Source organism: Bosea beijingensis (assembly GCF_030758975.1).
GTDB classification, from domain to species: domain Bacteria; phylum Pseudomonadota; class Alphaproteobacteria; order Rhizobiales; family Beijerinckiaceae; genus Allobosea; species Allobosea beijingensis.
The window spans coordinates 2432375-2444780 of the sequence record NZ_CP132359.1; the positions used below are offsets into that span (position 1 = coordinate 2432375).

Annotated in this window: 11 protein-coding genes; 8 read left to right on the forward strand and 3 right to left on the reverse strand. The window is 65.8% G+C overall.

All coding sequences use genetic code 11. The annotated features are described in order from the left end of the window. The first annotated feature begins 77 nt into the window (after nt 1-77). The gene (locus tag Q9235_RS11720; protein WP_306227414.1) at nt 78-1139 is read left to right on the forward strand and encodes an AbrB family transcriptional regulator; all 1062 of its coding nucleotides are present in this window, start codon (nt 78-80) and stop codon (nt 1137-1139) included. Nucleotides 1140-1274: 135 nt separating this feature from the next. Then, nucleotides 1275-2630 carry a protoporphyrinogen/coproporphyrinogen oxidase gene (locus Q9235_RS11725; RefSeq protein WP_306227415.1) on the forward strand — a complete coding sequence of 452 codons (1356 nt, stop codon included), beginning with the start codon at nt 1275-1277 and terminating at the stop codon, nt 2628-2630. Between the two features lie 9 nt (nt 2631-2639). Here the strand turns inward: Q9235_RS11725 and Q9235_RS11730 are convergent, their stop codons facing one another. Both Q9235_RS11730 and Q9235_RS11735 read right to left on the reverse strand, forming a co-directional pair. After that, nucleotides 2640-3575, reverse strand: coding sequence for an SMP-30/gluconolactonase/LRE family protein (locus tag Q9235_RS11730; RefSeq protein ID WP_306227417.1), 936 nt, complete (start codon nt 3573-3575; stop codon nt 2640-2642). 59 nt (nt 3576-3634) lie between these two features. Continuing rightward, on the reverse strand, nt 3635-4540 hold the full coding sequence (locus tag Q9235_RS11735; protein WP_306228232.1) for a LysR family transcriptional regulator: 906 nt from the start codon (nt 4538-4540) through the stop codon (nt 3635-3637). Between the two features lie 136 nt (nt 4541-4676). Between Q9235_RS11735 and Q9235_RS11740 the strand changes: the two genes are divergently transcribed. The 5 genes from Q9235_RS11740 to glcF all read left to right on the forward strand — a co-directional run bounded on the left by Q9235_RS11740 (nt 4677) and on the right by glcF (nt 9699). Continuing rightward, complete coding sequence (locus Q9235_RS11740; RefSeq protein ID WP_306227419.1) at nt 4677-6113, forward strand: FAD-linked oxidase C-terminal domain-containing protein; 1437 nt, start codon at nt 4677-4679, stop codon at nt 6111-6113. A 59-nt stretch (nt 6114-6172) separates the two neighbouring features. Then, nucleotides 6173-6457 carry a GIY-YIG nuclease family protein gene (locus tag Q9235_RS11745; RefSeq protein WP_306227421.1) on the forward strand — a complete coding sequence of 95 codons (285 nt, stop codon included), beginning with the start codon at nt 6173-6175 and terminating at the stop codon, nt 6455-6457. A gap of 69 nt (nt 6458-6526) precedes the next feature. Further along, complete coding sequence (locus Q9235_RS11750) at nt 6527-7714, forward strand: FAD-binding protein (protein WP_306227423.1); 1188 nt, start codon at nt 6527-6529, stop codon at nt 7712-7714. Continuing rightward, nucleotides 7714-8349, forward strand: coding sequence for a DUF2585 domain-containing protein (locus Q9235_RS11755; protein WP_306227425.1), 636 nt, complete (start codon nt 7714-7716; stop codon nt 8347-8349). Before Q9235_RS11750 ends, Q9235_RS11755 begins: the two co-directional genes overlap by 1 nt. Before the next feature lie 6 nt (nt 8350-8355). Beyond that, nucleotides 8356-9699: a glycolate oxidase subunit GlcF gene (glcF, locus tag Q9235_RS11760; RefSeq protein WP_306227427.1), complete on the forward strand. Its 1344-nt coding sequence runs from the start codon at nt 8356-8358 to the stop codon at nt 9697-9699. Between the two features lie 27 nt (nt 9700-9726). On the opposite strand, the gene Q9235_RS11765 is transcribed toward glcF, so the two are convergent. Then, nucleotides 9727-10425, reverse strand: a complete 699-nt coding sequence (locus tag Q9235_RS11765; RefSeq protein ID WP_306227429.1) for a DUF3053 family protein — start codon at nt 10423-10425, stop codon at nt 9727-9729. A 105-nt stretch (nt 10426-10530) separates the two neighbouring features. On the opposite strand from Q9235_RS11765, the gene hisS reads away from it, so the two are divergent. Next, the gene (gene hisS / locus Q9235_RS11770; RefSeq protein WP_306227430.1) at nt 10531-12219 is read left to right on the forward strand and encodes a histidine--tRNA ligase; all 1689 of its coding nucleotides are present in this window, start codon (nt 10531-10533) and stop codon (nt 12217-12219) included. Nucleotides 12220-12406 lie beyond the last annotated feature (187 nt).

A 12406-nucleotide genomic window follows, 5' to 3' on the forward strand; every position in this document is an offset into this window, starting at 1 on the left:
AGCAGGTCGGTTGACCCGCTGCTACGGCATCGCCATGAACGCCCGGCGCCGCCTGTTTCCGGCGCTGCGGGAACGCGATGAAACCGTTCGGCTACCCCACGAATCGGCTGGTCATCTTCTGGCGGGAAATTCTGGTCATCGCGCTGGCGGCTGTCGGAGGCGGGGCCTTCGCCCTGCTCGGGATGCCCGCCGCCTGGCTCTCCGGCTCGATGCTGATCAGCGCGGTCGTCGCTCTGATCCGCCCGCTGCCGAACCTGCGCCGGCCCTGGTTCGATTCCACCATGGTCCTGTCCGGTGCGATCCTCGGCTCGGCGGCGACGCCCGAGGCGCTGGCCGCGGCGGCGCGCTATCCCGGCTCGCTCGTCATCCTTCTCGTCGGCGTCGCCGCGATCATGCTCGCGACCGGCGCCTATCTGCGCCATGTCGCGCGCTGGCCCTGGATCGATGCCCTGCTCGCCGCGGCGCCTGGCGCCTTGTCGACCGTGCTCGCGGTCGCGCAGGCGAAGGGCGCCAATATCGGCCGGATCTCGGTCGTCCAGCTTTTCCGACTGCTGGTGCTGGTCGCACTCCTGCCCAGCGTGATGCAATTGAGCGGCGCCGCCACCGGCATGCCGGTGGCGGCCGTTCAAGAGGTCGATGCGGGCACCATGTTCGGCGTCACGATGGCCGGACTGGCGTTGGGCCTTTTCTTCGAACGGATCGGCCTCTCCGCGCCATTGATGTTCGGCGCGACTTTCGCCAGCGCGGCCCTGCATGGCAGCGGCCTCGTCGAGGGTGCGCTGCCGATGCCGATCCAGATCGCCGTGCAGGTCCTGCTCGGCACCACCATGGGCGGGCGCATCGCTCATATCCCGCGCAACGAGCTGAAGGGCCTGTTCCCGCTTGCCATCGGCGGCTTCGCCGTCTCGATTGCGGTCGCCTTCCTCTTCGCCTGGCCAGCCGCCTGGCTCGCCGGCGTGTCCTATGCCAGCGGCATGGCGGCCTTCGCGCCGGGCGGCCTCGAGGCCATGGCGATGCTCGCCTTCGCGATGGGGCTGGATACGCTCTATGTCGGCGCGCATCATCTCGTGCGCTTCGTCGTCATCGGTCTGGCGATGCCGCTCGTCCTCAGCCGCATGAAGAACGCGCCGCCACGCTGACCATCCCGCGCGGTTAAACTTAACGGTCCATTATAGTCCGGGTCTTTGATTGCGGCTTTTCCGCAAATCCGGATTCATTCGCTCCTGCTACGGACCTAGGCGTCGACAGAGGTCGATGGCAGCGGAGCGAGCGCCATGAATATCGCCGTGCAGGCGCCGACCGTCTGGCGCCGCCTCGCCAAGCCTGTCGCGGTCATCGGCGCGGGCATTGCCGGCTTGACCGCAGCTTACGATCTGGAGCGGCGCGGCATTCACGCGATGGTCTTCGAAAGCGGCCGAGCCGTCGGCGGCATGGCCTCCTCCTTCAAGGACGCCGAAGGCTACACCTACGATTTCGGCGCCCATTTCGTCAGCAACCGCCTGGCCGATGCGATGGGGGCGAGCGGGGTCTCGCGCACCGTCCGCCATTACGGCGAGGCGGTCGCGCTGGGCGGCAAGAGCTACAGCTATCCCTTCGGCCTCGCGCTCTCGCCCCGCTACGCGGCGAGCGCCGTCTCGGCCCGCCTCAATCCCCGGCCAGCCGAGAACGCGGCCGACTGGTTTCGCAATGCCTATGGCGAGGCACTCGCCGAGGATGTCGCGATTCCGCTCGCCGAGGCCTGGTCGGGTGCGCCGGCCGATCAGCTCTCGCCCGCCGTTGGCAACAAGCTCGCCGCCGGCGTCATGAAGACTTTCCTCCTGAAGGCGGCTTCGCGCCTGTCGGGCAGGGCGGTCTGCAACGGCTATTCGCACGAGATGCCGGAGAGCCCGCGCGTCTACCATGTCTATCCCGAAGGCGGCGTTGCCAAGCTGCTGGAGCCGACGGTCGCCCGTCTCAGCGACAGCATCACGCTCGAATCGAAGGTCGAGCGCGTCTATGTCGAAAACGGCAAGGTCGCGGCGGTGAAGGTCAATGGCCGCGAGATCGCCGTCTCAGCGGTGATCAGCACGGCGCCGGTCCATGTCCTGCCGAAGCTGGTCGAAGGCACCGATGCACTCGATGAACTCGGCGGCTTCCGCTACCGCCCGATGATCTTCGTCAACCTGCGCTTCGAGGGCCGCAACCTCCTGCCCGACACGATGCTCTGGGTGCCGGATCGCTCGCAGCCCTTCTTCCGCATCACCGAGGCGCCGTTCTCCATGCCCTGGCTCGCGCCGGAAGGGCGCACGCAACTGACCTTCGACATCGGCTGCGAGGTCGGCGATGCCTGGTGGACGATGTCGGACGATAAGCTGGCAGAGGCCTGCCTCGACGGTCTCTGCCGCATCTATCCGCATCTGCGCGAGCGCTATATCGGCGCCGGCGGCATGCTGAAAACGCCCTTCGCCTATCCCGTTTATCTCTCGCGCTATGAGCAGCGCCGCCAGGATTTCGTCGAGAGCACCGGCGTCCACGGCCTCTACAGCATCGGCCGCAACGGCGAATTCGCCCATCTCCTGATGGAGGACATCTACTGGCGTACGCGGAAGCGTATGAGCGATGTCGCCAGCTATGTCGGGCAGGATGTCTGACGCGGCATCCTAGGCCGGCCGCACCGCTCCGTTCGTGTGCGTCATCACGGAGTAAAGCGAGGTCGTGCCGCAGATGAACAGGCGGTTGAGCTTCGGTCCGCCCCAGCAGACATTCGCGGTGATCTCCGGAATATGGACCTTGCCGATCAGCGTGCCGTCCGGGTGGTAGATGTGGACGCCGTCGGCGGCGCTGGTCCAGATCCGGCCCTCGATATCGAGGCGGAAGCCGTCGAACAGCCCGTTCGTGCAGGTGGCGAAGACCCTCGAGGCACCGAGCGTCTCGCCATCGGCCTCGACGGTGACGGCCCGGATATGCCGCGGCCCGTTCTCGGGATCATGGCTTCCGCCGGTATCGGCAATGTAGAGGATGCTCTCGTCCGGCGAGAAGGCGAGGCCGTTGGGCTTGACGAAATCATCGGCGACGACGGCGATCTCGCCGGTCCGTCCATCGATCCGGTAGACATGGCAGGCGCCGATCTCGCTGGGCGACTTGTCGCCCTCGTAGTCGCTGAGGATGCCGTAATCGGGATCGGTGAACCAGATCGAGCCATCCGACTTCACCACGGCGTCGTTGGGCGAGTTCAGGCGCCTGCCGCCGAAGTGGCTGGCGAGCACGGTGATCGAGCCGTCATGCTCGGTGCGCGTCACTTGCCGCCCGCCATGCTCGCAGGTGATCAGCCGGCCTTGCGCATCGACCGTGTTGCCGTTGGAGTTGCGCGCCGGCTGGCGAAAGGTGCCGACCTGGCCGCTCAGCGCGTCGTAACGCAGCATGCGGTCGTTCGGGATATCCGACCAGATCAGCGTGTTATGGGCCGGGAACCAGGCCGGCCCCTCGGACCAGCGCGCGCCGGTCCAGAGCCGCTCGACCCGCGCTGAGCCTGGAACGACGCGATGGAAACGCGGATCGAGGACCGAAACCCCCGTACCTTCGAGCTGACCGAACATGCAAACCTCCCAGAAGCCTCAGGTGAAGCATCTCCGCCGGCAGCGCGTGCGGCAATGCCCTAGAGCACAAGCCCCGCATCCCAATACGGCGTGGCGCCGTAAAGCTCGCCGAGATAATCGACAAAGGCACGCACCTTCTGCTCCATGTGCCGGCGGCTCGGGTAGACCGCGTAGACTGCGACGCGCGAGCCCACCGCATAGGCCGGCAGCACCCGCTGCAACGCGCCCGACTTGAGCTCCGGCCCGACATCCCAGGTCGAGCGCAGGGCGATGCCGACGCCGCCGAGCAGCGCCTCGCGCACGACCTCGCTCGAATTGGTCCGGAGCGGGCCGTTGACACGGACCGAAACCGGGCCTTCCGGGCCGTCGAGCCGCCAATGGTCGGCGTTATGGGCGATCAGGGTATGGCGCGACAGGTCGGCGATGTCGCTCGGGGTCCCATGCTCCGCTAAGTAGCGTGGCGTCGCGCAGAGTACCCGATGGTTGCGGGCAAGGCGCTTGGCGACGAGGCTCGAATCCTGCAGGTCCGCGATGCGGATCGCGAGATCGAAACCCTCGCCGACGACGTCGACGAAGGCGTCGCTGAGCACGAGCTCGACCGTCACCAGCGGGTTGGCGTCGAGGAAGCGCTTCAGATGCGGCGCGACATGCATCCGGCCGAAGGAGGTCGGCGCCGAGACGCGCAGCGTGCCGCGCACCTGCCCGGCGCCGCTCGACACCCAGGACTCGGCTTCCTCGATCGAGGACAGGATCGAGACGACGCGCTCGTAGAAGCCTTGACCGGCCTCGGTGAGGGCGAGCTGCCGCGTCGTGCGCTGGAGCAGACGCACGCCGAGCCGCTCCTCCAGCCGGCGTATGCGCTTCGAGATTACGGCTGGCGACAGGTTGAGCTGCCGGCCGGCCGCCGACATGCTCTTGGTCGTCACCACATGTGCGAACACGTCGAGATCGCCGAACCGGTCCATCGCCACGTCACCTTTTCCAATCTGGAAATAATGGCTGGCTTTGGCCGCACTGCAAGTGCCATTGAATTGATCTAATCTGCCACGCAGAGAAGGCCGTGGGTAGCGTGCGGCGAGTCGCCGAAATCGGAGGGGAGAGATGAGCGCGATAGCCTTTCCGGTGCCGGATGCCGGCATTCTCGCCCGTCGCGAATCGATCATCGCCGGCCTCGCGCGGCTGGTCCCGCCGCAGGCGCTGATCACCAGCGACGACGAGCGCCGTCCCTATGAGACCGATGCGCTGACCGCCTATCGCCGGATGCCGCTCGCCGTCGTCCTGCCTTCGACGACGCGGGAGGTCGCGGCCGTGCTGCGCTATTGCCGGGAGGAGGGCGTGCCGGTCGTGCCGCGCGGCTCCGGCACTTCGCTTGCCGGCGGCGCGATCCCGCAGGAGGACGCGGTGGTCATCGGCGTCTCCAAGATGAACCGCATCCTCGAGATCGACTATGCCAACCGGGTAGCACGGGTCGAGGCCGGCGTGACCAATCTCGCGGTCACCGGCGCGGTCTCGGCCGAGGGCTTCTTCTACGCGCCGGACCCGTCCTCGCAGCTCGCCTGCTCGATCGGCGGCAATATCGGCATGAATTCGGGCGGCGCCCATTGCCTGAAATACGGCGTCACCACCAACAACGTCCTCGGCGTGACCATGGTGATGCTCGACGGCTCGATCGTTGAAATTGGCGGCGCCCATCTCGATTCGCCGGGCTACGACCTGCTCGGCCTGATCAACGGCTCGGAAGGCCAGCTCGGCATCATCACCGAGGCGACTGTTCGCATCCTGCGCACGGCCGAGGGCGCGCGCCCGGTGCTGTTCGGCTTCCCGACCAGCGAGCAGGCGGGCTCGGCCGTCGCCGCCATCATCGGCGCCGGCATCATCCCGGTCGCGATGGAGTTCATGGACAAGCCGGCGATCGAGATCTGCGAGGCCTTCGCCAAGGCCGGCTATCCGATGGATGTCGAGGCGCTGCTGATCATCGAGGTCGAGGGTTCCGACGACGAGATGGACGCCCAGCTCGCCCGCATCGTCGCGATCGCCCGGGAGCACGGCGTCTCGACCGTCAAGGAATCGAAATCGGCGATGGAGGCGGCGGCGATCTGGAAGGGCCGCAAGTCGGCCTTCGGTGCCACCGGCCGCATTGCCGACTACATCTGCATGGACGGCACGATCCCGACCGGGCAATTGCCCTATGTGCTCCGGCGCATGGGCGAGATCGTGAAGGGCTATGGGCTTCGCGTCGCCAATGTCTTCCATGCCGGCGACGGCAATCTCCACCCGCTGATTCTCTACAACTGCAATGATCCGATCGAGGCGCAGAAGGCCGAGGATGCCGGCATGGACATCCTCAAGCTCTGCGTCGAGGTCGGTGGCTGCCTGACCGGCGAGCACGGCGTCGGGATCGAGAAGCGCGACCTGATGACCTTCCAGTTCAACCCGGAAGACCTCGCCCAGCAGATGCGGGTCAGGGCAGTGTTCGACGAGCGCTGGCTGCTCAACCCGGCGAAGGTGTTCCCGCTGGAAGGCAGGGTGGCGGCCTAAGCTTTGTCATTCCGGGGCTCGCGCAGCGAGAACCCGGAACCCACGACTGGGTGAGAGAGATGCCGTATTTCGTCTACCTCCTCGCCCGAAAGAAGGACGGTACGCTCTATCTGGGCGTCACCAATGATCTCGCGAGACGCGTTCATGAACACAAGGCGAAGCAGAGGATCGGCTTTGCATCCCGATACGATGTCGATCGCCTCGTCTGGTATGAAGAGTTCGAATGGGTTCACGATGCCATCGACCGGGAAAAGGTGCTGAAGAAGTGGCGTCGCGCGTGGAAGATCAATTTGATCGAGGACATGAATCCCGAATGGGCGGATCTCTATGAAGGGTTGGCATAAGAGGATTTACCCAGTCGTGGGTTCCGGGTTCTTCGCTGCGCGAAGCCCCGGAATGACAAAGGGTGAAGCATGATCATCCATACTCCCACCACCGAGGCGCAGGCCTGCGCCGTCGTGAAATCGGTCGTCGACAGCGCTACCCCGCTTACCTTGCGTGGCGGCGGCACGCGCTCTGGCCTGGGGCGCCCCGCACAGGCGGCGAGCACGCTCTCCAGCGCGGGCTTGACCGGCATCACCCTCTACGAACCCGCCGAGATGGTCATCGCCGCCCGCGCCGGCACGCCGCTCGCGCTGGTGCGACAGACGCTCACTGAGCGCGGCCAGATGCTGCCCTTCGAGCCGATGGACCACCGCGCCCTCTATGGCAGCGAGGGCGAGCCGACGATCGGCGCCGTCGCCGCCTGCAACATCTCCGGCCCGCGCCGGATCAACGCCGGCGCCGCCCGCGATTCCCTGATCGGCGTCAGATTGGTCAATGGCCGTGGCGAGATGATCAAGTCCGGCGGGCGCGTGATGAAGAACGTCACCGGGCTCGACCTGGTAAAGCTCCTCAGCGGCAGCCATGGCACGCTCGGCTTCCTCACCGAGGTGACCTTCCGCGTGCTGCCGCGACCGGAGCGCATCGTCACGCTGCAATGGAGCGGCCTGTCGGACAGCGACGGCGTTGCGCTCTTGTGCAAGGCTCTGGGCTCGCCCTTCGAGCCGATGGCGGCGGCGCATCTTCCGGCCGGGATCGCCGGCGAAGAAGCCCGGACCGTGCTCCGGCTGGAGAATTTCTCGGACTCGATCGAGTATCGCGCCAGTGAGCTCGCCTTGCTGCTCGGCGAATACGGCGTGCCGGAGCGCCTGGAAGGAACGGCACCTACCGAGCTCTGGCGCGATATCCGCGACGCCGCCTTCTTCGCCGGAAGCGATGAGGCGGTCTGGCGGCTCTCGCTCGCCCCGACCAACGGCCCGAAGGCCGCCGCCGCGATCGCGCGCATGGTCCCGGGCGGGCGCTGCTTCTACGACTGGGGCGGCGGGCTGGTCTGGCTCGCGGTTCCCGCCGATGGCGATGCCGGCGCCGCGGCGATCCGCGCCGCGCTGAGGCCGCTCGGCGGCCATGCCACGCTGGTCCGCGCGCCCGACGCGATCCGCGCCGCCGTCGACGTGTTCCAGCCCCTGGCCGAGCCGCTGATGCGTGTCACGGCCGGTATCAAGAAGAGTTTCGATCCCGCCGGCATTTTCGAGCCCGGCCGGATCTATGCGGGGATCTGATGACGCTCGCTGATACGCTTTCCGCCGAAACCCGCGGTAGCCGCGCAAGCTGGGCGCCTAACCGGCTTGGCCCTCTGGCACTCGTGCTTGTCGCCGCGCTGCTGATCGCGGGTGTTGCCGCGACCCTGCTCTGGATGGGCCGCGAGCCGATCTGCAAATGCGGGACGATCAAGTTCTGGCAGGGCACGGTGGTCTCCTCCGAGAACTCCCAGCATATCGCCGACTGGTACACCTTCTCGCACATCATCCACGGCTTCCTGTTCTACGGCCTGTTCTGGTTGATCCGTCGCCTCACCGGCCTGCCGATCTCGTTCGGCCTGGCGCTCCTTCTCTCGATCCTGCTCGAAGGTGCTTGGGAGATCGCCGAGAACACCAATGGCGTGATCGAGCATTACCGCTCGGCGACGATCTCACTCGACTATTACGGCGACAGCGTCCTGAACTCGGTCAGCGACATCCTCTCGATGGTGCTGGGTTTCCTGATCGCCCGGCTCGCGCCTGTCTGGCTGACGGTGACGAGCGCATTGGCGATGGAGCTCATCGTCGGCTGGCTGATCCGCGACAACCTCACCCTCAACGTCATCATGCTGCTCTGGCCGATGGACTGGATCAAAGCCTGGCAGGGTGGAGCCTGACGCGCCATGCAAACGAACTTCACACCCGAGCGCCTTGCTTCCGACCCGCGCATGCCGGCTTCGGAGAAGATCCTGCGCACCTGCGTGCATTGCGGCTTCTGCACCGCGACCTGCCCGACCTATCTGCTGCTCGGCGATGAGCTCGATTCCCCGCGCGGCCGCATCTACCTGATCAAGGACATGCTGGAGAACGGCAAGCCCGCCACCGAAGAGGTGGTGAAGCATGTCGACCGCTGTCTCTCCTGCCTCTCCTGCATGTCGACCTGCCCCTCCGGCGTGAACTACATGCACCTCGTCGACCACGCCCGCGCCCATATTGAGGAAACCTACACCCGCTCTTGGCACGACCGTCTGCTGCGTAAGGTGCTGGCGGCGATCCTGCCCTATCCCGGCCGTTTCCGCGCTGCGATGCTGATGGCGCTGATCGGCAAGCCACTGGCGCCGGTGCTCGGCGTCATCCCGGTCGTCGGCTCGCGCCTGAAGTCTATGCTGGCTCTGGCGCCGGCACGCCTGCCGACACGCTCCGCCATGGAAGGCCCGCAGAACTTCCCGCCGCCGGTCGAGCGCAAGCGCCGCGTCGCCTTGCTCTCCGGCTGCGCCCAGCCGGTGCTTGATCCCGCGATCAACGAGGCGACGATCCGCCTGCTCAACCGCCATGGCGTCGAGGTCGTGCTGCCGAAAGGGGAGGGCTGCTGCGGTGCGCTCGTCCACCATATGGGGCAGGAGCACGATGCTCTCGCCTTCGCTCGCGGCAATATCGACGCCTGGATGGCGGAGGTCGGCGGCGAGGGGCTCGACGCGATCCTGATCACGGCCTCCGGCTGTGGCACGACGATCAAGGATTACGGCTTCATGTTCCGCAACGAGCCCGCCTATGCCGAGAAGGCGGCGAAGGTTTCCGCGCTGGCGAAGGACGTGACCGAGTTCCTGGAGACATTGGAACTTGCTGCCATTCGCGATGTCGCGATGCCGATCGCCTATCACTCGGCCTGCTCGATGCAGCATGGCCAGCAGCTCAAGGACGGGCCGAAGCGCCTGTTGTCGGGCGCCGGCTTCAAGGTCAAGGAGGTGCCAGAGGGCCATATCTGCTGCGGCTCGGCCGGCGTCTACAACATCCTCCAGCCCGAGATCGCCGGGAAGCTGCGCGAGCGCAAGATCGGCAATATCGAGCGCACCAAGCCGATGCTGGTCGCCACAGGCAATATCGGCTGCATGACCCAGCTCGCGAAAGGCTTTGCCGACAAGGGCGCCACCACGCCGGTGGTTCACACGGTCGAGCTGCTCGACTGGGCGACCGGTGGACCGCTGCCGGAGAAGCTGGCGCGGGCGGGGATCGGGGCTTCGGTCTGACGGTCGACCGGCCGGGAGCCGACGGCGTCAGCCGCCATAGGCGAGCTGCCGCAGCTTCTGCTGGGCCGCAGCCATGGCGCTCTGCTTGCCGTTCATGCTGTTGAGCGCCTGCTGAAGCCTGGTTTGCAACGCGGGGTCCTTGACCTGGATCTGCGAGCCGCTGAATGCGACCTTGGCGCGGTTCGTCTCGATCAGGTCGGCGACGCCGAGAATGGCGGCGAAGGCATCGTCTGTGGTCGGGAAGATGTCGCGGAACACCGCGACCGGCTTGGTCACCAGCTTGTCGAAGGCGGCCGCATAGACGGGCGCCAGATCGTACGGCAGCTTCAGCGCCGCCTTGTCCTGCTCGGCCTTCGCCACCGATTGCTCCAGCGCATCCTTCATCCTGGCGAAGCCGGCCCTGACCGTGGCGATGTCGGCCCTGCGCTCCACCACCTCGGCGATCGAGCGCGGCATCGCCTTGGCCAGCGTCTCCTGCATCGGCTTGGCGACGGATTCGTCCATCCGGCCATGGAAATCGGTAATGATGGCATAGGCCCTGGCGTAATCCCCGAAGCTTTTCTGCTTCTCGGCGTCGGGCCGGGGCACGCGCATGCTCTTCTGGCTCAGCACGTCGTTCTGCAGGAAGCCGATGAAGGCCTTGCGCTGATCCGTTTCGCTCGGGCTGCAAGCCGACAGTACGAAGCCGACTGTCAGAAGGGTGAGAAGGGCTTTGAACCACCGCATCCTGATGTCCTTTGCTGAGGCTCTGCTTGCCCCTGGCGTCCGTACGGTCTAACCCGCCAACCAGCCCTTTTCGTATACACGAAATCCATCACGTCGAGTTCGCCCATGTCCGCCGACAAGACCGCCCCTGCCAAGCTGAAGGCCCGCCAGCCGCGCGGCTTCGTCGATCGTGGTCCGGCCGATGTCGCCGCCACCGAGCGCATGCTCTCCGTCATCCGCGAGAGCTTCTCGGTCTATGGCTTCGATCCCGTCGAGACGCCCTTCGTCGAATACACCGATGCGCTCGGCAAGTTCCTGCCGGATCAGGACCGGCCGAACGAGGGCGTCTTCTCCTTCCAGGACGATGACGAGCAGTGGCTCTCGCTGCGCTACGACCTGACGGCGCCGCTCGCCCGCTATGTCGCCGAGAATTTCGACGCGCTGCCGAAGCCCTATCGCAGCTATCGCGTCGGCTATGTCTTCCGCAACGAGAAGCCGGGGCCCGGCCGCTTCCGCCAGTTCATGCAGTTCGACGCCGATATCGTCGGTTCGGGGACCGTCGCGGGGGATGCGGAGATCTGCATGCTCGCCGCCGACACGATGGAGAAGCTCGGCATCAAGCGCGGCGACTATGTCGTGAAGGTCAACAACCGCAAGATTTTTGACGGTTTGTTGCGTTTGCAAGGCTTCGGAGAACCGCAGCATGCACCTGTTAGATTGGCGGTCTTGCGTGCAATCGACAAGCTCGACAAGCTCGGGGCAGACGGGGTCAGGTTGTTGCTTGGTCAAGGTCGGCTTGATGAGAGCGGCGACTACACAAAGGGCGCGGGCCTGACGCCTGAGCAGGTTCGGCAATGGGACCCGCTTCTTCAGCTATCTTCATCTGAAAATGAGGTGGCCATTGCGATTGCTGGGGAGCACCCAGATCAACCTGTATTTACTCGCATCTCGCGAGCGGAATTGGAGAATGATCCGCCCCCGAGCGCAGCTAGATCGATTGAACGCTTTGGGTATGAGAACGCTATCGCGTTGGGATACTTAGTGGCGCTGTTCCATCAGTTCGGCGTCGATCAGAATGCGAATGTGGAAAGCTATGAAGGTTTCCGTGATTTGGAGGCGATCGCCGAACTGGCGACGAAGTCAGGCTACGGCCCCGATCGCATCCGCATCGACCCCTCCGTCGTCCGCGGCCTCGAATACTACACCGGCCCGGTCTACGAGGTGGAGCTGACCTTCCCGGTCACCAATGAGGACGGGCAGGTGGTGCGCTTCGGCTCGGTCGCCGGCGGCGGTCGCTATGACGGCCTCGTCGGTCGCTTCCGGCCCGAGCCTGTGCCGGCAACCGGTTTCTCGATCGGCGTCTCCCGGCTCTTCTCGGCGTTGAAGGCGGTGAAGTCGCCGATCGTCGACAGTCGCAACGAGCTGCCGCTCGTCGTCGTCACCGCGATGGACAACAAGTCGCCGGAATTCATGCCGGGCTATCAGGCTATGGTTTCCGCGCTCCGTCAGGCCAAGGATGCGGACGGCAAGCCGCTGCTGCGTGCCGATCTCTATCTGGGTAGCTCCGGCTTCAACGCCCAGATGAAATATGCCGACCGGCGCGGCGCCATCTGCGCTATCATTCAGGGCTCGTCGGAGCGCGAGGCCGGGACCGTCGTCATCAAGGACCTGATCCTCGGTGCAGAGCTCGCTGCGGCGAGCCGCGACGTCAAGGATTCCGCCGAGCACAAGGCCAAGCAGGCCGAGGCCCAGTTCGCCGTGCCGGTCGCGGAACTGGTCGAGGGCGTGAAGCGGGTGCTGGCGCGACATTCGTAAGGCGCCGGAAACCCTCCCCCAGCAAGAGAGGGGCCCGCTTAGCCCTTCGATTCCCGTTCACCCATTTCCCTCAAATCCCTCGAAAATGCGTCGCATCGCTGCTAGAGCATCGGACCGAAAAGTGGGGCCCACTTTTCGGAGCAATCCGATGCTGAAATCCGGCGCGGCGCTCGCAACAGGACAGGAC

Coding starts and splice junctions, on each gene's coding strand:
- Q9235_RS11730 (WP_306227417.1), bottom strand. CDS start 3,575: ATGTTCGGTCAGCTCGAAGGTACGGGGGTTTCGGTCCTCGATCCGCGT.
- Q9235_RS11725 (WP_306227415.1), top strand. CDS start 1,275: ATGAATATCGCCGTGCAGGCGCCGACCGTCTGGCGCCGCCTCGCCAAG.
- Q9235_RS11740 (WP_306227419.1), top strand. CDS start 4,677: ATGAGCGCGATAGCCTTTCCGGTGCCGGATGCCGGCATTCTCGCCCGT.
- Q9235_RS11765 (WP_306227429.1), bottom strand. CDS start 10,425: ATGCGGTGGTTCAAAGCCCTTCTCACCCTTCTGACAGTCGGCTTCGTA.
- Q9235_RS11735 (WP_306228232.1), bottom strand. CDS start 4,540: ATGGACCGGTTCGGCGATCTCGACGTGTTCGCACATGTGGTGACGACC.
- Q9235_RS11755 (WP_306227425.1), top strand. CDS start 7,714: ATGACGCTCGCTGATACGCTTTCCGCCGAAACCCGCGGTAGCCGCGCA.
- Q9235_RS11745 (WP_306227421.1), top strand. CDS start 6,173: ATGCCGTATTTCGTCTACCTCCTCGCCCGAAAGAAGGACGGTACGCTC.
- Q9235_RS11720 (WP_306227414.1), top strand. CDS start 78: ATGAAACCGTTCGGCTACCCCACGAATCGGCTGGTCATCTTCTGGCGG.
- Q9235_RS11750 (WP_306227423.1), top strand. CDS start 6,527: ATGATCATCCATACTCCCACCACCGAGGCGCAGGCCTGCGCCGTCGTG.
- hisS (WP_306227430.1), top strand. CDS start 10,531: ATGTCCGCCGACAAGACCGCCCCTGCCAAGCTGAAGGCCCGCCAGCCG.
- glcF (WP_306227427.1), top strand. CDS start 8,356: ATGCAAACGAACTTCACACCCGAGCGCCTTGCTTCCGACCCGCGCATG.